Raw genomic sequence first — 26,092 nt, forward strand, 5'->3', positions numbered from 1 at the left:
TCTATCATTCGGCAAGAACGGTCGCGCGCACATGGTCCGGATCGGCGGGATAGGCGCCGGTTTCGTCATGCACTTCCGTGCCGGTCACCGGCGGATTGAAGGCGCAGGCGGTCAAGATATCGGTCTCGGGGCGCACGATGTGGCGATCATTGTCGTTGAGCGCGTACATGACGCCCGGCTCGAGTTTGTGAATCTCTCCGGTGGCGAGATCTTCGATGGTGCCCTTGCCCTTCAGCACGAAGACCGATTCCAGATGGTTTTGGTAATGCATCTTCAATTCGGTGCCGGCGAACATGGTGGTGATGTGGAAGGAAAAGCCCATCCCGTCGTCCTTGAGCAGCATTCGGGCGCTGGCCCAGCCGTCCGAACGGACATTGCGGTCGGTCTTGCGGACGTCGTTGAGGTTACGAATGATCATGTCTGTCTCCTGATTTATTCGGCGGCGGCGGCGTAATCGGCGGCCATCGCTTCGCGGATCCGGGTTTCGAGAATGTCGAGGCCGGCGCTGAACACGGCATCGTCGATGACGAGCGGCGCCAGCACCTTGATCACCTCGTCGTGCGCGCCGCTGGTTTCGATGATCAGGCCGGCGTCGAAGCAGGCGGCGGTAATCGCGCCCGCGAGGTCGCCCGAGCCTGTGCTCACGCCGCGCATCATGCCGCGCCCGCGAAGTTCGAAGCCATGCTCCGCCGCGATGCGCGCCAGCCGGCCTTCGAGCAGGTCACCGCGGCGACGGACGTCGCTTTGGAAGGCGTCGTCGCTCCAGAAGTGGCGGAGGGCCGCGGTTGCTGTAACAAAGGCATGGTTATTGCCGCGGAAGGTGCCATTATGCTCGCCGGGCGAGAACTGGTCGAACTCGGGACGGAAAAGCGTGAGCGCGAAGGGCAGTCCCATGCCCGACAGCGATTTGGCCATCGTGATGATGTCGGGGGTGAACCCCATCGTCTCGAAGCTGAAGAAGCCGCCGGTCCGGCCGCAGCCCGCCTGGATGTCATCGACGATCAAGAGGGCGCCATGTGCCTTTGCGATGGCCGCGATCCGGCGCAGCCATTCGGGCGACGCGGCGTTGAGCCCGCCTTCGCCCTGGACGGTTTCGACGAGAATGGCGGCTGGCGCGTCGAGGCCGCTCGACGGATCGGACAATCGCTGTTCAAGCAAATCGGCAGTGTCGACCTCGGGGCCATAATAGCCATCATAAGGTTCGTGCGCGACGTGACTGAGCGGCACCCCGGCGCCGCCGCGCTTGGCGGCGTTGCCGGTGCAGGCGAGCGCGCCAAGCGTCATGCCGTGAAAACCATTGGTAAAGGCGATGACCATCTCGCGGCCCGTGATCTTGCGCGCGAGCTTGATCGCGGCCTCGACCGCATTGGTCCCGGTCGGGCCAGTGAACATGATGCGATAATCGAGCTCCCGCGGAGTGAGGATGACATCCTCGAACGCGCGAAGAAAGGCCTCCTTGGCGTCGGTGTGCAGGTCGAGACCATGCGCGATCCCGTCGGCGGCGATATAATCGAGCAGCGCCTGTTTCAGCAGTGGATGGTTGTGACCATAGTTGAGCGTCGAGCAGCCCGACAGGAAGTCGATATAGCGCCCACCCTCGCTATCGTGCATCCAGACCCCTTCGGCCTTGCCGAACTGGCGCGGCATCGACCGGGCATAGCTTCGCACCCCGGACTCGCGGCGCTCATAGAGGGTCCTGTCCGGAATCGCGCCGGACGGCTTCGGTTGCATAGTCATGGATTTACCCCTGTGCTTCTTTAATCTTTTTGAGATCGAACGGGCCGATGCGGGCCTCATATTCGGTCGGATAGGCCCCGGCGAAGTGCGCCTCGCGCTCGAACAGCGCGGTGCGTTCGAGCGGCGCATTCCAGTCGCGAGCGAGCGAGTGAAACAGTGCCCAGGACGCGTTATTGTCTTCGGTCACGGTGGTCGTCAGGGAGGTGACGCCCCGCTGCGCTGGCCGCACGAGCAGAGACTTGATCATCCGCTTTGCAAGGCCTTGTCCGCGTCCCTCTGACGCGACGGCGACCTGCCAGACGAAAAAGCTCGTGGGGTCGGATGGGGGACGATGTCCCGATACCCAACCGACGATCCGCTCGCCCTGCTGCGCGACCACGCAATGGTCGGCGAAATGGGTCGACTGGATGAGATTGCAGTAAGCCGAATTACGATCAAGCGGCGGGCAGCGCGAGATAAGCGCCGTTATCGCCGGTCCGTCTGTGGCGACGGGCACTCTGAACGCGAACCCGACGGGGGAAGATGGGACGCCCGCTTCTTTTTCTGAAGGCAATGACTCTTCGTCCTGTTGCCGGTCAAATATTGTTCATCTCCTGAAAGATAATTTGGGGCGAGCACATCGCGACTCGCCGAGTGGATACGAAAAATATAGGGCAAACGTCGAGGCGTTCAACCCGTGCGACCAAATATACTTCATACACTGAAATATAATAAAATGGGTTGATATTGAAATACTGGGTTGTCCGGGCTCGCTGTGCGGCTAACAAATCCGGATGGAATCCGAGATTGCAAATGCCACCTTGAAAGCGCTTCGGCGTATCCTGCGGGCGACCGAAGGTGGCAGCCGCAAGCTCGCCGTGGCGACCGGCCTCACGCCGTCGCAAATGCTCGTCCTGCGCGAAATCGATGCCCATGCCGAAGGCACGCCGAGTGCTCTCGCCAAGCAGTTGCAGTTCAGCCAGGCGACGATCACGGCCATCGTCGACCGGCTCGTCGCCCTCGACCTCGCGGTTCGAACGCGCAACGATCGCGACAAGCGTCAAATCCTCTTGAGCGCGACCGCCGAGGGACGCCGCCGCGTGGCCGAGGCGCCCGATATGCTGCAGGGAATCTTCATCGACCGCTTTGCCGCGCTTCCGCCGTGGGAGCAGGCGATGATCCTCGCCAGCACCGAACGCCTGGTGGCCTTGCTGGACGCCGGGGAAATGGACGCCGCTCCCCTGCTCGACAGTGGCGCCATTGACCGGACAGGGGGCGCCGACCTTGCCTGAACCGGTTACGGCTCGGTCATTCTTTTTTCCTGCGCACCTTTGGTGCGGCGCGGGCGCGAGCTAGGGAGCCTCGCATGGCTCCAAAAACCCGATCAGCGCTCCGCGCTTTCATGGCCAGCGAAGCGGCGGGCGGCATCATCCTGATGTTTGCCGCCGCGCTTGCCATGACCGTCGCAAATTCACCTTTCGCATCGCAGTATCACGACTGGCTGCACATGCCGGTCAGTCCGGGGATCAACGACAAGCTCGGACCGATGACGCCACACCTGTGGATCAACGACGGGTTGATGGCGATTTTCTTCCTGTTCGTTGGCCTCGAGATCAAGCGCGAGCTTGTCGATGGACGCCTCTCGACATGGATCAGCGCCGGTTGCCCATTCTCGCGGCCGCCGCCGGCATGGCCTTTCCGGCCGTCATTTACCTGCTCATTGCTGGTGCCGACCCGGCGCTTGCAAACGGCTGGGCCATCCCGTCGGCCACCGATATCGCTTTCGCCATGGGCGTGCTGGCGCTTCTTGGCCGCCGCGCACCGACGTCGCTGAAACTCTTTCTCGTGACCGTCGCCATCGTCGACGACATGGGTGCCGTCGCGATCATTGCCGCCTTCTATACCTCGAGTCTCGCGCTCGTTCCGCTCGCGGCGGCTGCAGCTATCGTCGCCGCGCTGTTCATCCTCAATTGCCTCGGCGTTCGGGCGATCTCCCTTTATCTTCTCGGCTTTGCCATGCTCTGGTACGCCGTCCTGCTGTCGGGCATCCACGCGACGATTGCGGGCGTTGTCGCAGCCTTTGCGGTCCCTCTGATCGCGACGCCGGGCACTCCCGACGATGCGGACTCGCCGCTCCAAAGGCTCGAACATCTTCTCGATGCACCCGTGGCTTTCTTCATCGTTCCGCTTTTCGGGTTCGCGAACGCCGGTGTGCATCTGGCCGGGATCACATGGAACGAAATCCTTGCCCCTCTGCCGGTGGGGATCGCGGCCGGACTGTTTCTCGGGAAACAACTCGGCATCTTCGGCGCGGTCTGGGTTGCCGTAAAGACCGGGTTCGCCACGTGTCCGCGCGGCGCCACATGGCTGCAAATCTATGCCGTCTCGGTGCTGTGCGGCATCGGATTCACCATGAGTCTCTTCATTGGTGGTCTGGCATTTGCCGATCCCTCGCTTGTCAAGGAAGCAAAGCTCGGCACATTGACGGGTTCGCTGCTGGCCGCGCTGCTCGGATATATCCTGTTGCGCCGTGCACCACCCGCGTCCGGGCCGCTGCGCGAAGAAGCCGTGCTGAATGAGGAGATCGAGCAGAACGGCGACGTTGCGCGCTGCTGACCCACATAGTTGCACCCGCTCTCTGGTCGTTGACCTGCTCCCTGACCTATGTCCGCCCGCGATCATGACGTTGTTGCCTATCACCGCGCGGCGGTCCTCAAGCGCTCATAGTGGAAGGAGCAGGATAGCGCCTACCGCAAGGCCTGACAGGCCAATAGCGAGAACCGCAAGCCGTGCCCGCCGCGTCGGGATCATGTTGTAGAGCGAAAAACCCATTCCCCCCACCATCATGGCAAGGAAAGCGCAAAGCGCGAAAAGCTTCAAGGGTGGCATTGCGGCATGTATGGGCGGTCCTTTCGGAGCGGCTCTTTCGCTCCTGCAAGTCACGATTTCGCCGGATTCCGGCCAAGCTTCCGGCCGCTCGGCGACCCGCGCGACGCGCTGGCGCCAAACCAGTCTAGGTCGTCTTGCCTTGCGTTCTAAGCCTCGCTGCGACAGGCACAAACGAATGAAGGCATGGAGAAGCTTCTTTTCGTCGCGGCGCACCGGCTTGCTGGAGCGGTGGTGGCTGCGCGAGGTCGTCGGCACCGTCGATTATGCCGATGTCGTCGATCGCGTCCGCGACGAAGGTGGCTGGAATGGCCATTACGTCTTCATGACGCTGATGTCGGGCGGCATCGCCATACTCGGCCTTCTGCTGTCTTCGCCTGCCGTTGTGATCGGCGCGATGCTCATATCGCCGCTGATGGGGCCGATCGTCGCGCTCGGTTTCGGGCTCGCGACCTTCGATTCCGAGGAGGTTTATCGCTCGCTCGTCGCCCTCGGGCTCGGCATCATTCTGGCTGTCGGCTTCAGCGCGATCATCGTCGTGCTCTCGCCGCTCCAGACGGTGACCGCCGAAATTGCGGCGCGCACCCGCCCCAACTTCTTCGATCTTCTCGTCGCCCTCTTTTCGGGCCTTGCGGGTGCATATGCGATGGTGCGCGGCCGCCACGGCGCGATCGTCGGCGTGGCGATCGCCACCGCCCTCATGCCGCCGCTCGCGACAATCGGCTTCGGACTTGCGACGGGAAATGGCACCGTATTCGCCGGGGCCGGTCTGCTGTTTCTGACCAACCTGATGGTGATCGCGCTGGCCGCGGCCATCATGGCGCGGCTTTATGGCTTCGGCCATACGCTGTCGCCCCAGCAGACGCGACTTCAGGCGACCCTGATCATGATCGTCTTTCTGGCGCTCGGCGTTCCGCTCGGCCTCGCGTTGAAGCAAATCGCGTGGGAAGCCGTGACGTCGCGTCAGACCGGCGAAATTGTTGCCGGACAGTTCGGCCGTGATGCGCGGATCAGCGATCTCCAGATCGATTATGAGGCACGGCCACTCGCCATCACCACGACCGTGCTCACCCCGGCCCTGGTCAAAGACGCCGAGCGGTCCGCGGCCGCGGCGCTGACACTGTCGCTCGGTCAGCCCGTGCGGCTCGAAATCGATCAGCTACGTGTCGGCAGCGGCGACGCCGAGACCAATCAGGTCGCGGCCGCACGCGGTCCCGCGCGCGGACTTGCAGGTGAGCGGGTGGCCGACAAGCTGGCGCTCGTTTCCGGGGTCGACAGGGAAAAAGTCCTGGTCGATGCCGAGCGGCGCCGCGCGCTGGTCCGGGCGGCCAGGATCGGTACGGCCGATCTTGCGACCTATCGCGAACTCGAAGCGCGTGTCGCGCACACCGAGCCGAACTGGACCGTCGAGCTTGTGCCGCCGGTTCTCGACTTACCGGCGGTGACGTTCGACAAGGATGAACTGGACGCCACTGGCCGTGAGGCCGTGGGGACGGCAGCATGGGCCGCGCGGCGGCGCGATCTGGCCCTCGATATCGTGGGCGGCAATCCGGCCCGGCGCGCGAAAGTCGCCGCCGCGCTCGGCTTGCCCGAAGAATCGGTACGGATGGCGGCAGGCGGTGCCAGGCTCGAACTGTGGTGGGTCATGACCCCGGTCGAACGCGCGCGGCCATGATCGAATATCGCCCCGCGTTGGGTCTTGGCGAGACCGACCTCGCATGGCTTCAGGCGCGGCACCATTTCTGTTTCGCCGGCTACCAGGATGTCGAGCGCCTCGAATGGGGGCGCACGCGCTATCTCAATCACGATGTTCTTGCCGGTGGCGCCGAGCTGCAACCCAGTTTCCATTTCGCAGTTGAAATGCTTGTGATCGTCGATGAGGGCGAAATCCGCATCACGCGCCCTTCGGACCGTGACATGGTGATCGGGCGAAACCGGTTCGCCTATGTCGCCGCGGGCACTGGCGCGGAGTTCGGTATCGCCAATCGATCGCCGAAGCCCGCTTCCTTTACAACGGTCGGGCTGTCGAGCTTCGCTGATGAGCCCGCCGCCTTTCGCGAATCTCTTGCCTTGCCGGCCGTACCCGACTGGCTGGCCAGCGGCGAGAACGACGATGTTGCCCCCGTTCGCCTTCGGACATTGGCGCGGGTGAGATGGCTGGATGTGGCGGCGGGGCAGGCAATCGATGTTCGTCTCGCAAGCGAGTTCGTTTATCTCGTCGTCATGGCTGGCAAGGTCGTGATCGGGCGCCATCGCATGACACGCCACGAAGGTCTGGCAATACAGAACGAAGCCAGCCTGGCGGTTGCAGCGGAGACACCAGCGAGCCTGATGCTGATCGAAGGCTAGGAGACCCGTGCTTCCGCCGGCAGCTTTGGCTGAGGCCCGCGAAAAGGATTTGGCTTTACTCCGGCGCAGGCTGGTCGCGGAACGCAGACTTGGGTGCAGGATTGCGCAAATAGGCGGACGTCACCTCGGGAAGCTCCACCCCGCTATGCATATCTTCGGTCCATGCGGCTTGCTCCGGCATCGGAAATTCGGGGTCGGCAATTGCGCCGACAGCCAGGCCGACAAAATGAGGCATGCGCTCGGTTTAACGACACAACTCTGCCCCGTGACAGTTACGTCGGCTTTCGTTGTAATTCACCGGAAAGCTGCCTGACCGTTATCGACCAGCACGCGCCGAGATCTACGATTTTGTTCCAGTTGACGCCAGCTCGCGAGCGACCGAAAGGAATGCGGCCAGCCCGGCGGACGGATGCCTCCGGCCTGGATAATAAAGACAGAGGCCGGGAAAGGGCGGGGTCCAGTCTTCAAGCAGGCGGACAAGCGTTCCTGCTTCGATATCGGCGATGACATCCTGTTCGAAATAAAAACCAATCCCGCGTCCCGCGATTACAGCGGCGCGCGACAGGTTGAACTCATCGAACGTCATCGGGCCGCTCACCTCGATCTGCGCGAGGTCGCCGCCCTTCTCGAAATGCCAACGGTAGAGCGCGCCATCGGGTAGGCGGACGCGAATGCAGTCGTGGGAAAGGAGATCGGTCGGTACCAGCGGTCCCGACCGTGTCTTAAGATAGGCTGGCGAGACGACCGCCGCGAAGCGCTGCGCTTCCCCGAGCGACAGGGCGATCATGTCGGTCGGAACGAGCGAGGCGACGCGAACGCCGAGATCGAAACCTTCGGCGACGATGTCGCGCAGCTGGCCCTCGGTTACGACGTCGACATGCATGTCGGGATAGCGGCGCGAATATTCCAGGAGCAAATGGGTGAAAGCGGGCGAGCGTACCGCGAAGGGCGGCGCATTGATCCGCAGCGTGCCTGTCGGCGTCGCGCGGCGTTCGCGGACGATCTCGATAGTTTCGCGAACATCCTGAAGCGAGGGACCAAGGCGATCGACGAAGACCCGTCCCGCGTCGGTCAGCGCGACGCTCCGCGTCGTCCGGTTAAACAGGCGCACACCGAGTTCGACTTCGATCCGCGCAATCATATGGCTGAGTGCGGTGGTCGACATGCCGAGATCAATGGCCGCCTGCCGGAAGGATGTGCGCCGCGCAACGGCCAGAACGGCATCGAAGTCCCTAAGCGCCAGTCGCGACATTATCCCGAATCCTTCACTGGCTCATGCCAGATTGGCCTACTTATCCGGATAGTGTGCTGGTCTTAAAACGGGGGCAAGTCAAATGAAGGAGACTTGTCATGCAGACCAAGAGCAAATCCGACACCAATAATCCCGGCGCAGAAGCGCTTGTCGCAGCCTTGCCCAAACCGATCGCTGACTTTGTCGAGGCCAACGCGCGGCTGGATGTCGACGGAATGCTGAAGCCGTTTGCCGCCGATGCGCTTATTGTGGACAATGGCCATCGCCACGCGGGCCACCCCGAAATCAGGACGCTGTTCGAAGACGAGGTCGTCGCCGTGAAGGCCATCTTCACGCCGGACAGCGTGCGCCACGAGAAGGGCAGGATCGTCGTAGAAGGCCCGGCCCATGGCGACTTCAAGGGCAGCCCGATCCGCTTCACCTATGCCTTCACGCTCGAGAATGACCTGATCAAGACGCTGGAGATCACCCTATGAGCATTAACGTTGATCCGACCGAGTTCGCGGGCAAGCGCGTTATCGTCAGCGGCGGCACCAAGGGTTTGGGCCGCGCCACCGTCGAGCGTTTGCTTGCCGGCGGCGCCCGGGTGATGACCGCCGCCCGCGGAAACCCCGACCCCATTGCCGGCGTCGAGTTCGTCCGGGCCGACCTGACGACAGCGGCGGGCGGGGAAAGCCTCGCTGCCGCGGCGCTCGCGCAAATGGGCGGCGTCGACATCGTCGCCCATGTGATCGGCGGTTCATCCTCACCGGGCGGGGGCTTCGCCGCCCTGACCGACGATCACTGGCTCGGAGAGCTGAACCTCAACCTTTTGGCCACGGTTCGCCTTGATCGACTTCTGATTCCGCAGATGGTCGAACGCGGCGCCGGCACGGTGGTGCATGTCACCTCGATCCAGTCGGTGCTGCCGCTTCCGGAATCGACGACCGCCTACGCCGCCGCCAAGGCTGCGCTCAGGACCTACAGCAAGTCGGTGTCCAAGGAGCTCGGGTCGAAGGGGGTGCGGGTCAATATCGTCTCCCCCGGCTGGATTATGACCGAAGCGTCCGAGGAACTGCTGAAGCGGCTGCAGGCCGCCAATGGCGGTACGATCGAAGACGCGCGGCAGGTCGTCCTTGAAGGCCTTGGCGGAATCCCGATCGGGCGTCCGGCCGATCCGCATGAGGTTGCGGATCTCATCGCCTATCTGGCTTCGGATCGCGCTGCCGCCATCCACGGCGCCGAGTTCGTCATCGACGGCGGCACCGTTCCGACCGTCTGAGGTCATTGCCCCGACGCTCGCACCTCGCGGCGGACGCCGGCAGCCGGCAGGGACGCGTCCGATGGCTTTGAGGGGCAGGGACGTCGTCTCGCCGCGTCCATTGCACGCCCGATCAGCATCGCATTTGGCGTGCTGTCATGCAGTGCGGCACGGGAAGGCACTCTGGTTCCAGAGGAGTCTTTCATGCCCAGATCATTCACCCCGACGGCGGCGCTGTGCCTTGCGAGCGCCCTAGTGCTCGCTGCGCCCGCCGCGCACGCGCAGGATGCCGCGCCTGCTGTTTCGCTGGTTGTCGGGACCAGGGTCTATGACCAGAATGGCGAACAGGTCGGCGAGATCGCGAAAGTGTCCGGAGACAGGGTTGCGGTGTCCATCGATGGCAACGGGCTCGTCGTGCCGAAGAATGCCTTCGTGAAGAGCGCCAAGGGCCCGGCGCTGAAAGCCCCGAAGGCGAAGATTGTCGCGGTCCTGAGGCAGGCCGAGGCCGATGCAGCGGCGGTCGATGGAGCATTGAAACCTGGCGCCGAGGTGCGGAGCGCCGACGGTGCCACGGTGCTCGGCAAGGTCATGGCGATGGCGCCTCAGGGCGCAATACTGACCACCAGCGAGGGCAATATCACCATGCCGCGGGCGGCATTTTTTCTGTCAGCGCGAGGGCTGGCGATGAAGGTCGATGAAAAACAGTTCCTCGCCGGTGTCAGGGCGGCGCGGGCGCAAAAGAAGGGCGGTTAGGGGCAGGGACGCCCTGACAACAAGCGCGACATCAGGAGACTGGCATCATGGCGATCAAGCGGATGGATAATATGGGAATCGTCGTCGAGGATCTCGATGCGACGGTGGATTTCTTTCTCGAACTCGGCCTCGAGCTCGAGGGGCGGGCTACGATCGAAGGTGAATGGGCGGGCCGTGTCACGGGTCTCGGCGACCAGCATGTCGAAGTTGCGATGATGCGCACACCCGACGGCCACAGCAGGCTTGAGCTTTCTCGCTTTTTGCGGCCGTCCGTCGTTGCCGATCACCGACACGCCCCCGTCAACGCCCTCGGCTATCTTCGCGCGATGTTCGCCGTCGACGACATCGACGACACGCTGGAACGGGTTCGCGCGCGCGGCGCGGAGCTCGTAGGCGAGGTCGTCGACTATCAGGACATATACCGGCTCTGCTATATCCGTGGACCCGAAGGGATTCTCATCGGGCTTGCCGAGGAGCTGGGTTGAGCGTTGGTCGGCTACCGGCCTTTTGGTGCACTGGCGTCGATGTGCTAGCGTTGGGCAAACACATCGGAGTCGCAGCGATGGGAAGTAATGCCGACCATGACCTTTGGGGTCAGGTGCTCGCACTCGAAACCCGATATGGCGACCGCGCGTCGGCAATCATTGCCGATAGGATTCAGGCGCTTCGGGCCCGCGGAGAAGATCGGGAAGACGAATTCTGGTCCCAGGTTGCAGACTGTCTGAACGACCTTCATTCAATCCGTTACTTCGGCGGGCGACGAGCGGCCGACCCGTCGTCACCCGCATCGACTGGTCCCGCTGCGATGGGGGCAGCGGCGGCGCGGCCCTGACGTCCGTCTCAAGACCCGGCAAGCAGTGCTCACGCGACCGCAACGCTCCGGTGGTCGTGCAAATCCTGACCGCAGCGCCGGACCACTCATGGCTTGTCGAGCGAATTGCCAATGACCAAATAACCTTCGGCAACCGGAAAGAGGTCATATTTGTCGAAAATCGTGAATGGCGCCAGCCTGCAACCGCGCTCGGGCAACGCACCGAAAAAGATCGTCTTGCTGTTGCACGGCTTCGGATCGAGCGGCACCGACATGATTTCGCTCGCGCCCCAGTGGCAGGAGGCGCTCCCCGACACGCTGTTCCTCGCGCCGCACGCGCCGCAGCGTTGCAGCATGATGGGCGCAGGCTATCAATGGTGGGGCCTGTCGGGATTTGCACCCTCGGCACTGGCGGCCGGCGCGGCATCGGCTGCACCGGCGATCGACGCCTTCATCGACCGCAAGCTCGCCCAATATGAACTGACCGAAGCCGATCTCGCGCTCGTCGGCTTCAGCCAGGGCACGATGATGGCGCTTCATGTCGGTCTGCGTCGGCCGCGCGCCGTCGCCGCGATCGTCGGTTACTCGGGCATGCTCGCCGGAACGCTCGGCCTTGCCCATGACGCCTCCCCAAAGCCGCCGGTGCTGTTGGTGCACGGAACGGCCGATCCGGTCGTACCGATTGCCGCGCTCCACATGTCCGAAAGCGACCTCAAGCGCCTTGGCGTCGATGTCACGACGCACGTCTCCTATGGCGTGGGCCACAGTGTCGATCCGGTCGGATTGCGGCTCGGCCGCGATTTCATCGCCGAGGCCTTCGCCCGATTGTCGTGACGGCTATCCGCCTTCAGCCCCGGTCGGGGCCCGGCGGCGCATCCCCGAAAGCTATGATCACGCGAGCAGGCGCCGGAGGAAGTAAATCCGGAACAGGTCGAGCAGCGCTTCCGCCGTCTCATTGTCGTTCGCGCACGCCACGACCTGGAGCCCGCCATCGGCCGCACCGGAAAATTCGAACGGGTGGAGCCCCGTCAGCCGCAGCCGTGCCGGATCGAGCCCGTCGCGGCGCAGGGCGGCATGCGCGGCATCGTCGATCGATAATCCAACCCAGATTCCCGCGCTGCGCGCAGCGATCTGCTGGATATCGCCATGCTCGCCCGCGATCAGAAGCTCTGCCCTGCCTTCCATTCGATCCCCCTGGTCCGCGCCCTCGTCGCGGTCGAAAACCCGCCGCGGACCGCCCCGTCCGCGAATCCGGTGACCGCGTGCTCACGCATTGCTCCGATCCCCCGGCGCTGGCCATGCCAATTTCGATGAAGTGTTCAGCAAAAATTCTTTAGCCGCGCTTCGTGCCTGTCACCGCCGGGACCATCCCGGTGCCCGAGTGAGCCGTCTGGCCGGGCGCGAAACGCCGCGCAACGGCCGTCCCTCACGCTTTTTACCCCGCAGGCCGTGTGGGCTCCTCGCGCCGACGCGGTTCCCGGGTCTAAAAAGCGCCGTTCCTTCCGTCCTTCGCATGCGCTGCGGCGCTTTGCGTGCGCGCCGTTTCCTTAAGCCCGGCCTGTCCCTGCTCACGCTGCAGGGATGGTCTCCAGGGAGACCTACGTCTCGCTGAGCCTTGCGGCATTCCGCGCCGCCTCGACAGCATCGCTCATTCCATCCAAATCGGCGATTCACGACCGATACGGACTGGATTGAAGACGGCCCGTTTTTGGGATTCGGGCATTTGATTGCCGTGCCCGAAAACGCCTTGCCGGGATCCGCCATAGCTTACCCAAAACCAGATCAAGCGCATCTTTTTGGGAATCCAACAAGCGTTAGACCGTCGGAAATGTGGGGGAGAGTGTGGAGGAAGGGAGTTCTCGTTCAAAGAAAAAATAAATTAAGTCAATGGTTTAATATATAAGTTCGATACAAGCCCTGCGCCGGGGTCTCCCCGACATCCGTAGCCATCCATTAAGGACAAAGCTTCGTGCGGCGTTCGGGATGATTCGTGTCCGGAGTGCCCCGTAACGATCCGGATGTGCAGACTTTCTCCGCGGCATCGAGCGCGGTCGGTAGACGCCGCAAGGCGCTGTCTGCGGACCGGGGTTACTCTTCGCCGAGCGCTTCGCTCGCGGCGCGGCAGGCGAGGGCGGGCGGCCGATGCCGGTCATGCTGCGGCCTGGATGATCGCTTCGCGAATCTCGACGCGCGAACAGCCGAGGCGGACGGCAGCGCGGACATGATGCTTCATCGTGTCGCGTTCGCCGATCGACGCCAGCGCGGCGATGTTGATGAGAATCCGCACCTGTTGCGACAGGCCGTCGCGGTTGAATATCTCGCCCCAGCATAAGGCGCTGACATAATCCTGCACATCCTGCTGCATATCGTCGGCGGCCGAATAGACCGCGTCCACCAACTCGTCGCCCATGATGCGGGCGCGCGTGGCGCGGCCATGTGCGCTGTCGAACTCGCCTGTCATTTGCTCCCCTTTTCGCGTTACGGAGGCCCCTACCAGCCAATGGCGTAGGCTGGCCGGCGCGGGTCGGCGGCGGCAGTGAGGCGGCCGCTCTTGCCGTCGCGCCGCGCAATACAGACGGCGCCAGCCCGCCACGGATAATCGGGCCATGTCTGGATGTCGTGGCCGCGCGCCGCAAGATCTTCGCCGACCCGATCCGCGAGCCGCTTTTCGATCGCCAGCCGGCCCGGCAGATAATTGTGCGGTTCGAACGAGTCGGGGAAGCTGTAGCTTGCGAAGCGCGGTGCCTCGACGGCCGCCTGCGGCTCCATGCCGAACAGTTCGATCGCGAGGAAGACCTGCAGCAGCGACTGCAACTGGACATCGCCGCCGGGGGTGCCGAACGCCATCACCGAGCCGTCGGCATAGGAGACGAGCGCCGGGCTGGGGGTCAGCCGCGGGCGCTTGCCGGGGGCGATCGAGCAGGGATGCGAGGCAGACGCCCAACTCTGGCTGCCGCGCGACGAAACCGCGATGCCGAGGCCCGGGATCACCGGCGTGTCGTTCGATATGTCGCTCGGCGTTGCCGAAAAGGCGTTACCCCATTGGTCGACCACCGCAACGTAAGAGGTGTCGAGCGAGCGTCCCGCGGCGGCGCTTGGTTCGAGGACGGGGGCTTGAAGTGCGGGGCCGAGCGCAGGGCCGGGGGCGGGCATTTCAGGCGCCGCCCTTGCGCGATCGATCATCTGCCGCCTTTCGGCCGCATAGGCATCCGATATCAGACGCTCGACCGGCACGTCGACGAACCGCGGGTCGCCGAAAAAGGCGTGCCGGTCGGCGAAGGCCAGTTTGATGATTTCGGCGAGATGGTGGACATAATCGGCGCTGTTGTGGCCCATCGCCGCGACGGCGTGCCTGTCGACCATCGCCAGCATCTGGAGCAGCGCCGGGCCCTGACACCATGGCGCGCAGCTGTGGACGTCGGCGTTGCCGAACTTGCGGCTTACCGCGCGTTCGATCTCCGAGCTGTAGCCCGCCAGATCGTCCATGCGCAGGAGTCCGCCGTTCGCTTCATGATAGGCAACGATCGTGCGCGCGATGTCGCCCCGATAAAAGGCATCGCGGACCGCTTGCAGGCCGCGGCGCCGGTCGCCTTTCGCGTGCGCCTTTTCCTGATCGATGAGATAGCGGATCGTCGCGCCGAGATCCGACTGGACGAAGAGGCTGCCGGGCTCGGGCGGCTTTCCGCCCGGGAGGTAGATTGCAGCATTGCTTTCCCACCGCGCATGATCGGCGGCGAACATGCCGATGATTTCGGACATGAAGGGGTACATGGTGAAGCCGTTGGTCGCGAGATCCTCGGCTCCCGCCGCGACTTCGGCGAAGGACATGGTGCCGTAATTTTCGAGCGCCGTCAGCCAGGCGTCGGGCGCCGCAGGGACGACGGTCCGCCCGAGCCCGTCGGGAATCGCGCCGGTATCGGCATACATGCCCTCCGTCGCGAGCTTCGGCCACCAGCCGAGGCCCGCGATCGTGATCACATCGCCGGTGGCGGCCATCCGGACCACGATCGGCGCAACACCTGCGAAGCCGACCATCTCGCTTTCGACGACGCCGAGCGCGATGCCCGCGGCAACCCCGGCATCGACCGCGTTACCGCCGGCGGCGAGAATGGCGTCGGCGACCCGCGCCGCGAGGAAATTGCCGCACGAGACGACGTGGCGCTTGCCCTCGATCTGCGGGCGGGAAAGTGCCGGCGTAGCGGTCACTCGTCCGAAGCCGCCTGGAAATCGGTCCAGACGATATGATCGGGAAGCGGTTCGTCCTCGAACGTCAGTTCGACACGGATGCCGTTCGGGTCGTTCTGGTGAACCTGCACAAGGTTGGTTTCTGGGACCGGGCGCGCCTCATAACTTTCGCCGGCCGCGTCCATCTTGGCGAGATGATCGGCAAGCCCCTCGCAGCGGAAGGCAAGGTGGTCGACGGCGCGGCGCTCGTCGGGCGTGGTCGTCGCGCTGACGCTGATGACATGCAGGATCGGATAATCGCCGCCGGGCGCGTAGAGCCAGATGCCTGGCACCGGCATCACCGGCCGCCAGCCCGACTCCATGCCGAGGAAGCGCGAATAATAGGCGAGGGTTGCATCAAGGTCGGCGGTGTTGATCGTAACATGATCGAGGCCTTTCAGGTGCATGTGCGGCTCCTTTCCTGACCGTCCCGATTGACGGCGATATCTTCGTCGATCACCGCGATGCCGGGGCTCCCGACCGCTCGTTTGTGAGCGCCGGGCGCGATCCGCGCGGGGACGCCTGTTGGGGAAGGGGCATATCGCATCGGCCGGTTCCGGTCATATAGAACATAGTCATGGGCCGCATTCCTCAAGGGTCTTGGACATATGTCGGCCGCGCTTCCTATGTCTGCGGGTCACGGACATGGTCGCGCCTTGGGATGATGGGCGGGGCGAGCGGTCGGCGGCGGCAAGGGACGGGAGACATGGTGTGACGATGGCGATCGAGCGCGGAGCGACGGGCGAGTTCCGGACGGGGTGGCCGCTGTTGCTGGCGGGTATGCTCGGCTGCTGCCTCGGCGTATCGGCCTTGCCGATCTATACGGCGGGCGTCTTCATTCCGCATCTGGAGAAGGATTTCGGCTGGGGGCGAGCCGAGTTGTCGCTGGCGGTGCTCCTCTTCACACTGGCGCTGGCGGCGGCCTCGCCCGTGGTCGGGCGGGTCATCGACCGTTTCGGCGTCCGGCGGACGGTTGCATTTTCGATCGTCGGCGCCTCGTCGCTCTATGTCGCGCTCGCCTTCTTTCTTTCGGGGCTCGCACTCCTTTACGCCGGTCACATATTGATCGCTGCCGTCGGCGCGGCGGCGGCGCCGATCGCCTATACCCGCGTCGTTACCAATCATTTCGCCAAGGCGCGGGGTCTCGCGCTCGGCATCACGCTGCTCGGTCCGAGCCTCGCCGCCACCATCGGGCCGCCGTTGGTGTCGGCGGCGATCGACCGCGGCGGGTGGAGCGGCGGTTATCTGATGCTCGCGGCGTTGATCGCGGCGATGCTGCCGTTCCTGCTCCTGCTGCGCGACAATGCGCCCGCGGTTCCGCTCACGCTCGAGGGCGCGCCGGTGACCGGACCGCTTTACCCGGCGCCGCAGCTTCGCCGGATCTTTGTCATCCTGTTCTGCGCTTTCGGCTTTTTCGCACTCTCGATCGGCGGGCTGCTCGTCCATTTCGTACCGATGCTGACCGATGCGGGCCTCAGCGGCGCCGACGCAGCGGCGATGGCTGGGCTGATTGGATTGTCGGGCATGGTCGGGCGCGTCGCAGGAGGTGCCGCGGCTGACCGTTTCTTTGCGCCGCACGTGCTGATCCTGATCTCGTGCGCCGCCGTCACCGGCTTTGCATTGCTGGCGGTTTGGGGCGCGACCTATGCGGCGATCGCGGCGGTCACGATCGGCTTTTCGCTGGGTGCCGAGGCCGACCTGATGGCCTATCTCGTCTCGCGCTATTTCGGGCGCCAGGGGTATACCCGTGCTTTCGGCTGGCTCTATGCCGCCTTCATCGCCGGCACGGGGGTCAGCCCGCTGATCCTCGGCTTTCTCTATGACCGGTTCGGCAATTATATGATCGGGCTGTGGGCCGGCGCGGCGCTGCTGATCGTGACGATGATCCTCTTCACGCTGCTGCCGCGTTTTCGCGACAAGGTGTGACGCGGGCGGATCGCTATTCACCCCGGGTATCCGGGCGATGAAAAGACAGTCTTGGCCCCGGGGCCGGGCGGGGTGCTAACGGCCGGCCATGGCAAGCTCTCAGACCTCCGATACCGGCCTCCGGCGTTTTCTTCCCGACGGCTTCGTCCTGGCTCTCGTCGCAGCCGTCGGGTTGGCCCTTGTCGCGCCGGGGATCGGCGCTTCGGGCGGCCCTATTCCGCTCGCGCCAATTACCGAAGCGGGCATCGCGCTCGTCTTCTTCCTCCACGGGGTCAACCTGTCGCCGCAGGCCTTGAGGGCAGGGGCGCAGGCCTGGAAACTGCATATCGTCGTCCAGCTCTGCACCTTCGGGCTGTTCCCGTTGCTGGGCGCGCTGGTCTATGTCGGCACGGCCGGCTTCATCGCGCCCGAGATGCGGCTGGGCTTCTTCTACCTCTGTGCGCTCTCGACCACCATTTCGTCGTCGGTTGCGACGGTATCGATGGCGCAGGGCAATATTCCCGCGGCGATATTCAACGTCACGCTGTCGAGCCTTGCCGGGATGCTCATCACGCCGGCGCTGATCGCGCTGCTCCAGACCACCGGCACCGCGCACCAGCTTCCGCTCGCCGATACGGTGATCGACATTGCGACCAAGCTGTTGCTGCCCTTTGCGGTCGGCCAGTTGCTCCGCCGCTGGCTCGTCGGTTTCGTCTCGAAGCACAAGCCGGTCGTGACCAAGCTCGATCGCGGGGTCATTCTGCTGATCGTCTATGCCGCCTTCTGCAATTCGACGGCGCAGGGGATATGGTCGCGCTATCCGGTGACGACGATGATCATCGTCGCGGCGCTGGTGATCGTGATGCTCTTGGCCGTGATTGCAGCGACAACGCTGACCGGCCGCGCGTTGGGCTTCTCGCGCGAAGACGAGATCACGGCGGTGTTCTGTGGCTCGCAGAAGAGCCTCGCCAACGGCGCGCCGATCGCGAAGATCATCTTCGGAGCCAATCCGGCGCTCGGCGCGATCCTGTTGCCGTTGATGCTCTATCATCCGTTGCAGCTCGTCGCTTGCTCGGCCCTTGCGCGGCGCTATGTCCGGCGGGGGCAGGCAGAGGCGCCGGTCGCGGCTGTGGTGCCCGCGAACGGGTGATCCAGCTGCGCACTGACACGGAGACGATGGGGTGAGCAGTCAGGCCTTATTTGCTTCGCTCGCGGCGCTGGCTGCCGTATCGCGCGGCCCGCATACGCCGTCGGCACTGTTCGGGGCGACTTCCGATTGCGCACGGCAGATCATCGGCCACCGCCTCTGCACCGTCATGCGATTTCATCCCGAGGAGATGGCGCTCGAACGCCTGTTTACGAGCGTCGGCGCCGAATATCCGGTCGGCGGGCGCAAATCGAAGCGCGGGGTGCCATGGGGCGAGCTGGTCCTGATCCGCGGCGAGCAATATGTCGGCCGCGACGCCGAGGCGCTGCGCTGGGCGTTCGACGATCATGCGACACTCGCCGGCATGGGGCTCGGCGCGGTGATCAACACCCCGGTGCTGTATAACGGACGATGCCTCGGTACGTTCAACATTCTCGATGCCGAAGGCAGCTTTTCCGATGATGACATCGCGGCGGCAAGGATTATCGCCCAGTTCCTGGTACCTGCGCTGTCCTGACAGACCGGCGGCGCGATCGAACGATCAGCGAGCGATGGCATAGCCCTGCATGCCGCGCGGGTTCGCGGCGGCGCGAAGCAGCGATCCGCCGGGCTGCCGGTCGAGGGCGCAGGCCGACAGGCGCCCTTCGGACCATGGACCACCCAGCGTGACCTGGTGGCCACGGGCTTTCAGTCCGGCAATTGTCGCCGCGGGGAAGCGGCTTTCGAGGACAAGCGAACCGAGTTGCGCCTCGCGCGGCCAGAAGCTCGCGAGCATGTGATTAGTGTGGAAGGCCGGGGTTTCGATCGCCGCCTGCAAGGGGCGGCCGTGGACCGCATGCGCCAGCCAAAGGAGCAGCGACCATTGTTCCTGCTGGTCGCCGCCGGGGGTGCCGAAGGCGAGATAGGGCTTGCCGTCGCGGTAGGCGAGCGAAGGGGTCAGCGTCGTGCGCGGCCGGGTCGATGGCGCGAGCGACCCGGGCAGACCCTCGTCGAGCCAGAACATCTGCATGCGCGTGCCGAGCGCGAAGCCGAGACCGGGAACCGCCGGGCTCGACTGGAGCCAGCCGCCCGATGGCGTCGCCGAAACCATATTGCCCCATTTGTCGACGACATCGACATGACAGGTATCGCCGCGTTGCAACGCGTTGACTTCGAGCGGCCGCGCCATCGTGGGTTCGCCGCCGCCGGCGACGCCGCCGCCGGCGACGCCGGCGCTGGCCGTCTTCTGCCGACGCGACGGAATGCGCGGCGCCAAGCCGAGCGGCGATCCGGGGCGCAATTCGTGACTCGCCGCGCTGCCGATCAGCGCCCGCCTTTCCGCGGCATAGGTTTCGCTGAGCAGTTCTTCGAGCACGCCGCCCGGGATCGCGTCACCGTACCAGGCGTCGCGATCGGCCATGACGAGCTTCAATGTTTCGCCGACGATATGGACATAGTCGGCGGATTCGGGCGGCATCGCGCCGATATCGGTGCCCTTCAGAATCTGGATGGCCTGAAGCAAGGCGGGTCCCTGGCTCCATGCGCCGCATTTGAACAGCCGGTAATCGCCGTGGTCGATGCTGATCGGCCGCTCGACCGGCGGCCGCCAGCCGTTCATGTCGGCGCCGCTGAGCAGGCCGTGGTGGCGCCGGCCGCTGGTGTCCATCGCTTCGGTGGTGCGCATGAAGCGGTCGATCGTTTCGGCGACGCGTCCGTCATACCAGTAAGCGAGCGCGGCCTCGATCTGCGCCTCGCGATTCCCCGACACGGCTTCGGCGTGATCGATGAGTGTCTCGTAAAAATCCGCCAGCACTAGGTTACGGAACAGCGAGCCCGCCGCGGGGACGCCGTCGCGCCCGAGGTAGAGCTCCGCCGAACTGGTCCACTCGTCGGCAAACAGCGTGGCGACCGAAGCGATCGCATCGGCCGCATTGCCCAGCAAAGGATGGCCGGCGCGTGCATAATAGACCGCGGGCTCGATGACGTCGCGCAGCGACCGGGTGCCGAAATCGCGAAGCAGCGTCATCCATGCGCCGAATGCACCCGGCACGCAGGCGGCGAGCAGGCCGGTCCCCGGGATCATTTCGAGGCCGCGCTCGTCGAAAGCGGCGATGGTTGCCGTCGACGGCGAAGGACCCTGTCCGCAAATAACCGTCGGCTGCGCATCGTCTGCGCGCGCGGCGAGGATCGGCGCGTCGCCGCCCGGGCCGTTGAGGTGCGGCTCGACGATCTGCAGCGTAAAGCCCGCCGCCACCGCGGCGTCGAACGCATTGCCCCCGGCCTCCAGCAACCGCATGCCGACCGCGCTCGCGATCCAGTGCGTCGACGCGACGGCGCCGAAGGTGCCGCTGAGTTCGGGACGCGTGGTGAATTCGGTCATGGGGAGGGATTCCTTGAAACGTATCGGCTGTCGGAGTGCTGCTGGTCTGTATCCGTCGCCCGCTTCGCTTGGCGGACGGGGCGCGGCCGGACACATGACGCCCGGCCGCGCGGCTTCACATCTTGAAGGAAAGCGACGCCATGACGCGCGCGGGAGCACCCGGCACCGCGAGCGCTTCGCCGACCGTGAACACGTCCGCTGTCAGCTCGTTGAAATATTTCTGGTTGAACACATTTTCGGCGCGGACGGCGAACTCCCAGCGCCCTTCGGGATCGCCGATCGACGCCCGCAGGTTGACCAGATCATAAGCCGGCTGGTTCGCGGTGTTCCTGATATTCCAGAAGAATTTGCTGACGTGATTGTAATCGGCACGCAGTCCGATCTCGAGGTCGCTGCCGACCAGGATCTTGTAGTCGATGCTGGCGTTGGCCGTGAATTCGGGGGCATTGGGAACGGTGAGGCCGTCGACCGGCTGGAGATAGTAGAGGGCGTTCTTGTCCTTCCACTTCGAATTCAGATAGCCCGCCGAGCCAGAGAGGGTGAGACCGTCGATCGGACGATAGGTCAGACCCCCTTCAAAACCCCAACTGACCGAGCGGCCGATATTCGCCACTTCCTCAGTGATCACGCCGCTCGGCAGTACAATCTGCGTTTCAAACTGGCGGCGCTTGTAGTCGATGTAGTAGCCCGCGAGCTCGAAGGTCAGCGTGCGGTCGAGCGTTGTGCCCTTGATACCCGCCTCGAACGCCGAGGCCTTTTCCGACCTGTAGGCGCCCGCCGTGCCGCTGGTCAGGTTGACCCGGCCGGGCTCGGTGCCGAGCGCGTAGTTGGCATAAAGCATGACATCGGGAGCGACGTCGTAGGACAGGGTGATCTTCGGCAGCACCACCGTTTCGTTGACCGGGACAGTGATCGGGATGTTGTTGTCGGTGCCCTTGAACTCGACGCGGCCGACGCGGACGCCGGCGCCGATCCGGAAAGCGCCCATCCGGTAGTTGGCGGTCCCGAACAGCGCATATTGCTTCTCGAGCGAGTCGCCGTTGTTGAAATCGGGAATGAAGACCGGCCCGCCGGCATCGGGGCCGAGGTACAGGTCGGCGTTGTTGGTGATGCCGCGGTCGGCGACCGACGAATAATAGGCGCCGACGAGCCAGTCGAAGTCGCTAGTCCCTGTCGAGGCGAGGCGGAGTTCCTGCGTAAAGACCTTCGCCGTGTTGCGGTCGCCATTGAAGGCGACGACCGCATCGGCTGCGCTGTAATCGAGATCCCAAGCGAAGTTGACCTTGCGGCGGGTGTAAGACGTTACATTGGTGAGTTCGACCGGCCCCATGTCATAGGCAAGGCTGAAGATGACGCCGTCGACGCGCTTCCGGTTCTCGACATCGGTGTTGAGTTCGATCGTCCGGCGATAGATGGCGCTGCCGTCGGGGCGTTCGGTCGCGGTCGTATAGACGTTGCCGCCGTTGGCGAGTTCGTTATGGCGATAGCTGAGCTGGATATCGAGATTGTCGGTCGGCTGCCAGCCGATCGCGATGCGCGTGCCCCATTCGGTGCTGCGGTCGGCATATCCGCCGAGGAAAGTGTTGGCGACGAAGCCGCGGGTGTGGTTATAATAGGCTGACACGCGGGCGGCGAAAGTCTCGCCCACGGGAAGGTTCACCGCGCCGAAGGCGTTGATCGTGTCGAAGCTGCCATATTCGACGCGGGCTTCGCCGCCGAATGTGTCGGTCGGGCGCTTCAGCACATATTTGATCGCGCCGCCGATATTGCTGCCGCCATAGAGCGTGCCCTGCGGGCCTTTCAGGATTTCGATCCGCTCGACATCTTCGATCGCCGCCGACTGATCGGTGAAATTCTGGACGTCGTCGACATAGAAGCCGACGCCCTGGGTGTTGCCGAAGCCGCCGACGCCGCGAATGACCACATTGGGTTCGTTATCTTGGCGCCGGTTGAGGACGATGTTCGGCGTCTGGCGGCCGACATCCTCGAGCGAGGCGATGCCGGCATCCTTGATTGTGTCGGCGCTGATCGCCGCGATGGTTTCGGGAATGTCGATAAGGCGCTCGGCGCGCTTGCGCGCCATGACGACGATCTCGTTGGGATAGCTCTGCTCTTCGGCTTGCTCCGTCGCTTCCTGCGCATGGGCCGATGGCGCCGCCATCAGCGGCGCGACGAGGGCCGCGAGAGCAGAGCCGGTCAGGATCAACTTTCGAACGTGCATAACTCCATCCCCTTTATCTCGTTGCCGTGGTTCCCGCCCGTCTGACGCGGGCAATGGTTTCCCGTGCCGCGAGTCACCTCGCAGCGAATGATTTTCGTTCCGTGCTTCCTTGCGGGGCGGCCTTGGGGCCGCGCCGTCAGGCTGCCGCCTGCGCCTTGGGCTGCGGCGTATAATCCTTCAATTTCAGCGAGCTGTTGATGTCGCGCTCTTCCTGCCGCATCATCCCGAGGCGGGTGAGGATCGGCGCCAGATTCATCATGCGGTTGCGTTTCCAGAGCTTCAGCCGGGTCGGCGGCACCATCAGGTCGCTGCCGCCATAGGCCGTTGCCTGATTATCCTCGATAAACTTTCTCGCTTCGCGGTCATAGGCGTCGAAGGCCGCCTGATGGCTGTCATGCGCGGCGAGTTCGCCCGCGAGAACATAGGCGCCGGCGATCGCGGTGCTCGTGCCCTGTCCCGAAAAGAAGGACGGCCCGTAGGCTGCATCGCCGACGACGGCGACACGGCCGCTCGACCATTTCGGCATATGGATCTGCATCATTGAATCGAAATAGAGATCGTCCGCGGCATCCATCGCGTCGAGGAGCTGGGGAATGATCCAGCCCTGTCCGGCGTAGCGCGCGCGAATATCGCGGCGAACGCCGTCGAGGTCGGCATATTCGGACGAGGCGGGTTCCGGCCGGCGATAGGCGAAGAGGCAATTCATCCTCTCCGCGCCGGTTTCATAAGCGCCGGCGGCAAGCCCCGGGACATTGTAGATATTGAGTTCGTGGTCGAAGCCGAAGCTGTTCGGCGCCGTGAAGCCGATGAAGCAGCAGCCGAGATAGCTGCTGAACCGGCTTTCGGGGCCGAAGGCCTGCTCGCGCGTCGTCGAATGCAGGCCGTCGGCGGCGATGACGACGTCATAGCGTTCCTCGAGGCCGCTGCGGAAGGTGACGTCGATGCCGTCGCGATCTTCCTTCATCGCGACGATGCAGTCGTTGAACCGATAGGGTATGTTGTCGCGGGTTCGCGCATAGAGAATCTCGGCGAGCGCGCCGCGCGGAATCTCGACGTCGCGGCCGGCCACGCCGCCTGTAATATCCTCCATGGGGATGCTCGCGATGACGCCGCGCGGACCGCGAAAGCGCCAGTGGCGGGTGCGGATATGCGCTTCGCGAAGCTCGGGCAGCATGCCCATCCGTTCGACCGCATCGATCGCCGTGCCGCGAATGTCGATGGCATAGCCGCCGCTGCGGAGCGCGTCGGCGCGTTCGACGACGGTGACATCGAAGCCATGGCGGTCGAGCCAGTAGGCGACGGTCGGACCTGCGATGCTGGCGCCGCTGACCAGAGCTTTGCGTGCGCGGCTCATGCTTCCGCCTCCTGGCTGTTGATGAGGACGAAGTCGCGAATCATCTTCGCCGTGCGTTCGCGATACTGCAGCGTGATGCCGTGGCGGCTGTCTGTCAGCATCTCGAAACGCGCACCGGGAATGGCGGCGGCCATTTCGCGGGCTTCTGCGGCGTGTGCGATCGGATCATGCTCGCCGGCAAGGACAAGGGTCGGCGCGGTTATTTCGCCGAGGCGCGCGGTCATATCATGCGCCTCGATGGCGGCCGCGCGCCGGGCAAAAGCCTCGGGCTCGCGGATGAGCAGGACGTCGTTGATTTCGGCGACGAGATCGGGCTCGTTATCGATCGCCTCGGGGCTGATCACCGCTTCCATCATGAAGCGGCGGACGGCATCGGGATCGTCGTTGCGAAGCGCGCTGAGATCGGGGGCGTGAAAGCGCGAGCGCTCCGAACCGGTCACCCCCAATATCAGGCTTTTGACGCGGTCGGGATAGAGGATCGCGAAGGTCATCGCGACCGCCCCGCCATAGGAGGCGCCGAAGACATGCGTCCGATCGATCCCGCGCTCGTCGAGAAAATGCGCGAGGTCGTGTGCATGGTCCGCCATGCCATAAGGCTCGGGCGCGCAGGGGCTGTCGGGCGAATCGCGCTGGTCGGTCGCGATGGCGCGAATGCCTTCGCCGAGCAGCGGCATGAAATTCGCATATTGGCGGCGATCGGCGTTGCTGCCGTGCAGCAGGATAAGCGGTTCGCCGCGCCCGTTTTCGTCGAAGCGCAGCGCGACTGTCTCAGCAATGGCCCGTTCCATGGCCCGATCTCCCAGCGTCATCACCGCAAAAGCCTGCCGTGTCACCTTATTGTCATGCATAGGAACCGCGGGCGCTGCCTGTCCAAGACTGAGTTTTCATCGAACATATGCCTGGGGGGCATGCGGCCTGTCCGGCTAGGCAGCGGTGGCTCTCCTGCTCTCGGCCGTCGGCCATTCGCCGCGCTCCAGCAGGTCGTCGCACAAGGCGACGAGCATGTCCTGTATCTCGCAAATCGCCTTGAATCCCTGCCGGTTCCAGTGGGTGGCGATCGCCCATGACGTGCGCAGGCCCTCGATCGGGACGAAGCCGACGGAGGAATTGCCTTGCGGCGCCATCACGCAGCTCGGCGCGATGCCGAAACCCGCACCGCGTTCGACAAGGTCGCTCATGAGCGCGGAACTGTTCACCTTGCTGCGGACGATGAGCTTGGCGGCGTGTTCGGGATGCGTTTCCTGAAATTTGTCGACAATGCTGTTCGGATAGCCGACGAGGATCAGCGGCAGGCCGACGAGATCGGGAACGTCCACGCTCGCCCCGAAATCGCCGAGCCGTTCCTTCGGGCAGATCAGGCAGAAGCTTTCGTCAACGAGCGGGGTCATCAGGACACCGCTGGCCTCGGGCATGTTCGATACCAGCGCCACATCGATATCGCCGTCGGCGACCTTGTCGCGCAGATAGGAGCTCGACCCCTGCACCAGGTCGACGCGGCACTCGGGGTAGCGTGCGAGGAAGCTGGTCATCACCGGGAGCAACAGCTTGTTGTGGATCGACTGCGGCGCGCCGAGGGTGGCGATGCCGGAGAAGTCGCCGCCCTCGGTCGCCATTTCGTCGCCGAGCTGGCGGACCGATTCGAGGATGGCGGCGGCGCGTTCGTAGAAGCGCTCGCCGGCGTCGGTCAGCGAGACACCCTTGTTGTGGCGAACGAAAAGCGCCTGCCCGACATCATCCTCCAGCTTGGCGATCGATCGGCTGAGCGCGGGCTGCGCGACATTCAGATAATAGGCGCCGCGGACGAAACTGGACGCATCGGCGACCGCCTTGAAATAGCGCAGTTGCCTGAGTTCCATCGCGCCCACCTTCACAGAT

27 protein-coding genes and 1 pseudogene are annotated in these 26,092 nt (G+C 64.4%); 13 read left to right on the plus strand and 15 right to left on the minus strand.

The window, feature by feature from the left end; translation table 11 throughout:
* Positions 1 to 4: 4 nt before the first annotated feature.
* The 4 genes from AN936_RS05645 to AN936_RS25430 form a co-directional block, all read right to left on the minus strand.
* Positions 5 to 418 carry an ectoine synthase gene (locus AN936_RS05645; protein WP_054587271.1) on the minus strand — a complete coding sequence of 138 codons (414 nt, stop codon included), beginning with the start codon at positions 416 to 418 and terminating at the stop codon, positions 5 to 7.
* A 14-nt stretch (positions 419 to 432) separates the two neighbouring features.
* Complete coding sequence (gene ectB / locus AN936_RS05650) at positions 433 to 1,737, minus strand: diaminobutyrate--2-oxoglutarate transaminase (protein ID WP_054587272.1); 1,305 nt, start codon at positions 1,735 to 1,737, stop codon at positions 433 to 435.
* Positions 1,738 to 1,741: 4 nt separating this feature from the next.
* Complete coding sequence (ectA, locus tag AN936_RS05655) at positions 1,742 to 2,233, minus strand: diaminobutyrate acetyltransferase (protein ID WP_084758197.1); 492 nt, start codon at positions 2,231 to 2,233, stop codon at positions 1,742 to 1,744.
* 79 nt (positions 2,234 to 2,312) lie between these two features.
* Positions 2,313 to 2,651, minus strand: a complete 339-nt coding sequence (locus tag AN936_RS25430; protein WP_234715859.1) for a hypothetical protein — start codon at positions 2,649 to 2,651, stop codon at positions 2,313 to 2,315.
* Here AN936_RS25430 and AN936_RS05660 point away from each other — a divergent pair.
* The 4 genes and pseudogenes from AN936_RS05660 (at position 2,622) to AN936_RS05675 (ending at position 6,951) form a co-directional block, all read left to right on the plus strand.
* Positions 2,622 to 3,008: a MarR family winged helix-turn-helix transcriptional regulator gene (locus tag AN936_RS05660; protein ID WP_335337303.1), complete on the plus strand. Its 387-nt coding sequence runs from the start codon at positions 2,622 to 2,624 to the stop codon at positions 3,006 to 3,008. The genes AN936_RS25430 and AN936_RS05660 overlap by 30 nt on opposite strands.
* A 74-nt stretch (positions 3,009 to 3,082) precedes the next feature.
* Positions 3,083 to 4,332: pseudogene (nhaA, locus tag AN936_RS05665) on the plus strand (Na+/H+ antiporter NhaA).
* Between the two features lie 448 nt (positions 4,333 to 4,780).
* Positions 4,781 to 6,277, plus strand: coding sequence for a DUF389 domain-containing protein (locus AN936_RS05670; protein ID WP_054587274.1), 1,497 nt, complete (start codon positions 4,781 to 4,783; stop codon positions 6,275 to 6,277).
* The gene (locus AN936_RS05675) at positions 6,274 to 6,951 is read left to right on the plus strand and encodes a hypothetical protein (protein ID WP_054587275.1); all 678 of its coding nucleotides are present in this window, start codon (positions 6,274 to 6,276) and stop codon (positions 6,949 to 6,951) included. The genes AN936_RS05670 and AN936_RS05675 overlap by 4 nt, the downstream gene beginning before the upstream one ends.
* A 55-nt stretch (positions 6,952 to 7,006) precedes the next feature.
* On the opposite strand, the gene AN936_RS05680 is transcribed toward AN936_RS05675, so the two are convergent.
* Both AN936_RS05680 and AN936_RS05685 read right to left on the minus strand, forming a co-directional pair.
* Positions 7,007 to 7,186 carry a hypothetical protein gene (locus tag AN936_RS05680; protein WP_054587276.1) on the minus strand — a complete coding sequence of 60 codons (180 nt, stop codon included), beginning with the start codon at positions 7,184 to 7,186 and terminating at the stop codon, positions 7,007 to 7,009.
* Between the two features lie 105 nt (positions 7,187 to 7,291).
* Positions 7,292 to 8,203 carry a LysR family transcriptional regulator gene (locus AN936_RS05685; RefSeq protein ID WP_054587277.1) on the minus strand — a complete coding sequence of 304 codons (912 nt, stop codon included), beginning with the start codon at positions 8,201 to 8,203 and terminating at the stop codon, positions 7,292 to 7,294.
* A gap of 98 nt (positions 8,204 to 8,301) precedes the next feature.
* Here AN936_RS05685 and AN936_RS05690 point away from each other — a divergent pair, with 98 nt between their 5' ends.
* The 6 genes from AN936_RS05690 (at position 8,302) to AN936_RS05715 (ending at position 11,841) form a co-directional block, all read left to right on the plus strand.
* Positions 8,302 to 8,679 (plus strand): nuclear transport factor 2 family protein, encoded by a 378-nt coding sequence (locus tag AN936_RS05690; RefSeq protein WP_054587278.1) that lies wholly within the window; start codon positions 8,302 to 8,304, stop codon positions 8,677 to 8,679.
* Positions 8,676 to 9,464, plus strand: a complete 789-nt coding sequence (locus tag AN936_RS05695; RefSeq protein ID WP_054587279.1) for an SDR family oxidoreductase — start codon at positions 8,676 to 8,678, stop codon at positions 9,462 to 9,464. Before AN936_RS05690 ends, AN936_RS05695 begins: the two co-directional genes overlap by 4 nt.
* Positions 9,465 to 9,647: 183 nt before the next feature.
* Complete coding sequence (locus AN936_RS05700) at positions 9,648 to 10,196, plus strand: hypothetical protein (RefSeq protein ID WP_149037597.1); 549 nt, start codon at positions 9,648 to 9,650, stop codon at positions 10,194 to 10,196.
* Between the two features lie 47 nt (positions 10,197 to 10,243).
* Entirely contained in the window at positions 10,244 to 10,681 is a 438-nt protein-coding gene (locus AN936_RS05705) for a VOC family protein (protein ID WP_054587281.1), read from the plus strand.
* A gap of 77 nt (positions 10,682 to 10,758) precedes the next feature.
* Positions 10,759 to 11,028 carry a DUF6961 family protein gene (locus AN936_RS25900; protein ID WP_420496843.1) on the plus strand — a complete coding sequence of 90 codons (270 nt, stop codon included), beginning with the start codon at positions 10,759 to 10,761 and terminating at the stop codon, positions 11,026 to 11,028.
* A gap of 150 nt (positions 11,029 to 11,178) precedes the next feature.
* Positions 11,179 to 11,841 (plus strand): alpha/beta hydrolase, encoded by a 663-nt coding sequence (locus AN936_RS05715; protein WP_234715756.1) that lies wholly within the window; start codon positions 11,179 to 11,181, stop codon positions 11,839 to 11,841.
* Positions 11,842 to 11,898: 57 nt separating this feature from the next.
* Here the strand turns inward: AN936_RS05715 and AN936_RS05720 are convergent, their stop codons facing one another.
* From AN936_RS05720 to AN936_RS05735, 4 genes are all read right to left on the minus strand, one after another.
* Positions 11,899 to 12,192: a hypothetical protein gene (locus AN936_RS05720; RefSeq protein WP_054587283.1), complete on the minus strand. Its 294-nt coding sequence runs from the start codon at positions 12,190 to 12,192 to the stop codon at positions 11,899 to 11,901.
* Between the two features lie 964 nt (positions 12,193 to 13,156).
* Positions 13,157 to 13,468, minus strand: coding sequence for a carboxymuconolactone decarboxylase family protein (locus tag AN936_RS05725; RefSeq protein WP_054587284.1), 312 nt, complete (start codon positions 13,466 to 13,468; stop codon positions 13,157 to 13,159).
* A gap of 29 nt (positions 13,469 to 13,497) precedes the next feature.
* Positions 13,498 to 15,213: a gamma-glutamyltransferase family protein gene (locus tag AN936_RS05730; RefSeq protein ID WP_149037599.1), complete on the minus strand. Its 1,716-nt coding sequence runs from the start codon at positions 15,211 to 15,213 to the stop codon at positions 13,498 to 13,500.
* Positions 15,210 to 15,638: a VOC family protein gene (locus tag AN936_RS05735; protein WP_054587286.1), complete on the minus strand. Its 429-nt coding sequence runs from the start codon at positions 15,636 to 15,638 to the stop codon at positions 15,210 to 15,212. The genes AN936_RS05730 and AN936_RS05735 overlap by 4 nt, the downstream gene beginning before the upstream one ends.
* Before the next feature lie 310 nt (positions 15,639 to 15,948).
* Here AN936_RS05735 and AN936_RS05740 point away from each other — a divergent pair, with 310 nt between their 5' ends.
* The 3 genes from AN936_RS05740 (at position 15,949) to AN936_RS05750 (ending at position 18,800) form a co-directional block, all read left to right on the plus strand.
* A complete protein-coding gene (locus AN936_RS05740) occupies positions 15,949 to 17,157 on the plus strand; it encodes an MFS transporter (protein WP_054587287.1) in 1,209 nt (402 codons plus the stop codon).
* Between the two features lie 88 nt (positions 17,158 to 17,245).
* The gene (locus AN936_RS05745) at positions 17,246 to 18,286 is read left to right on the plus strand and encodes a bile acid:sodium symporter family protein (RefSeq protein ID WP_054587288.1); all 1,041 of its coding nucleotides are present in this window, start codon (positions 17,246 to 17,248) and stop codon (positions 18,284 to 18,286) included.
* 31 nt (positions 18,287 to 18,317) lie between these two features.
* Positions 18,318 to 18,800, plus strand: a complete 483-nt coding sequence (locus tag AN936_RS05750) for a GAF domain-containing protein (RefSeq protein WP_054587289.1) — start codon at positions 18,318 to 18,320, stop codon at positions 18,798 to 18,800.
* A 24-nt stretch (positions 18,801 to 18,824) separates the two neighbouring features.
* On the opposite strand, the gene AN936_RS05755 is transcribed toward AN936_RS05750, so the two are convergent.
* The 5 genes from AN936_RS05755 to AN936_RS05775 all read right to left on the minus strand — a co-directional run bounded on the left by AN936_RS05755 (position 18,825) and on the right by AN936_RS05775 (position 26,073).
* Positions 18,825 to 20,642: a gamma-glutamyltransferase family protein gene (locus tag AN936_RS05755; protein ID WP_054587290.1), complete on the minus strand. Its 1,818-nt coding sequence runs from the start codon at positions 20,640 to 20,642 to the stop codon at positions 18,825 to 18,827.
* Between the two features lie 115 nt (positions 20,643 to 20,757).
* Entirely contained in the window at positions 20,758 to 22,863 is a 2,106-nt protein-coding gene (locus tag AN936_RS05760) for a TonB-dependent receptor (protein ID WP_054587291.1), read from the minus strand.
* A 136-nt stretch (positions 22,864 to 22,999) separates the two neighbouring features.
* Entirely contained in the window at positions 23,000 to 24,217 is a 1,218-nt protein-coding gene (locus tag AN936_RS05765; protein WP_054587292.1) for an FAD-dependent monooxygenase, read from the minus strand.
* Entirely contained in the window at positions 24,214 to 25,005 is a 792-nt protein-coding gene (locus AN936_RS05770; RefSeq protein ID WP_054587293.1) for an alpha/beta fold hydrolase, read from the minus strand. Before AN936_RS05770 ends, AN936_RS05765 begins: the two co-directional genes overlap by 4 nt.
* Positions 25,006 to 25,140: 135 nt before the next feature.
* Positions 25,141 to 26,073 (minus strand): LysR family transcriptional regulator, encoded by a 933-nt coding sequence (locus AN936_RS05775; protein WP_149037600.1) that lies wholly within the window; start codon positions 26,071 to 26,073, stop codon positions 25,141 to 25,143.
* Positions 26,074 to 26,092 lie beyond the last annotated feature (19 nt).

The sequence above is a fragment of the Sphingopyxis macrogoltabida genome, assembly GCF_001307295.1.
Classification (GTDB): Bacteria; Pseudomonadota; Alphaproteobacteria; order Sphingomonadales; family Sphingomonadaceae; genus Sphingopyxis; species Sphingopyxis macrogoltabida_B.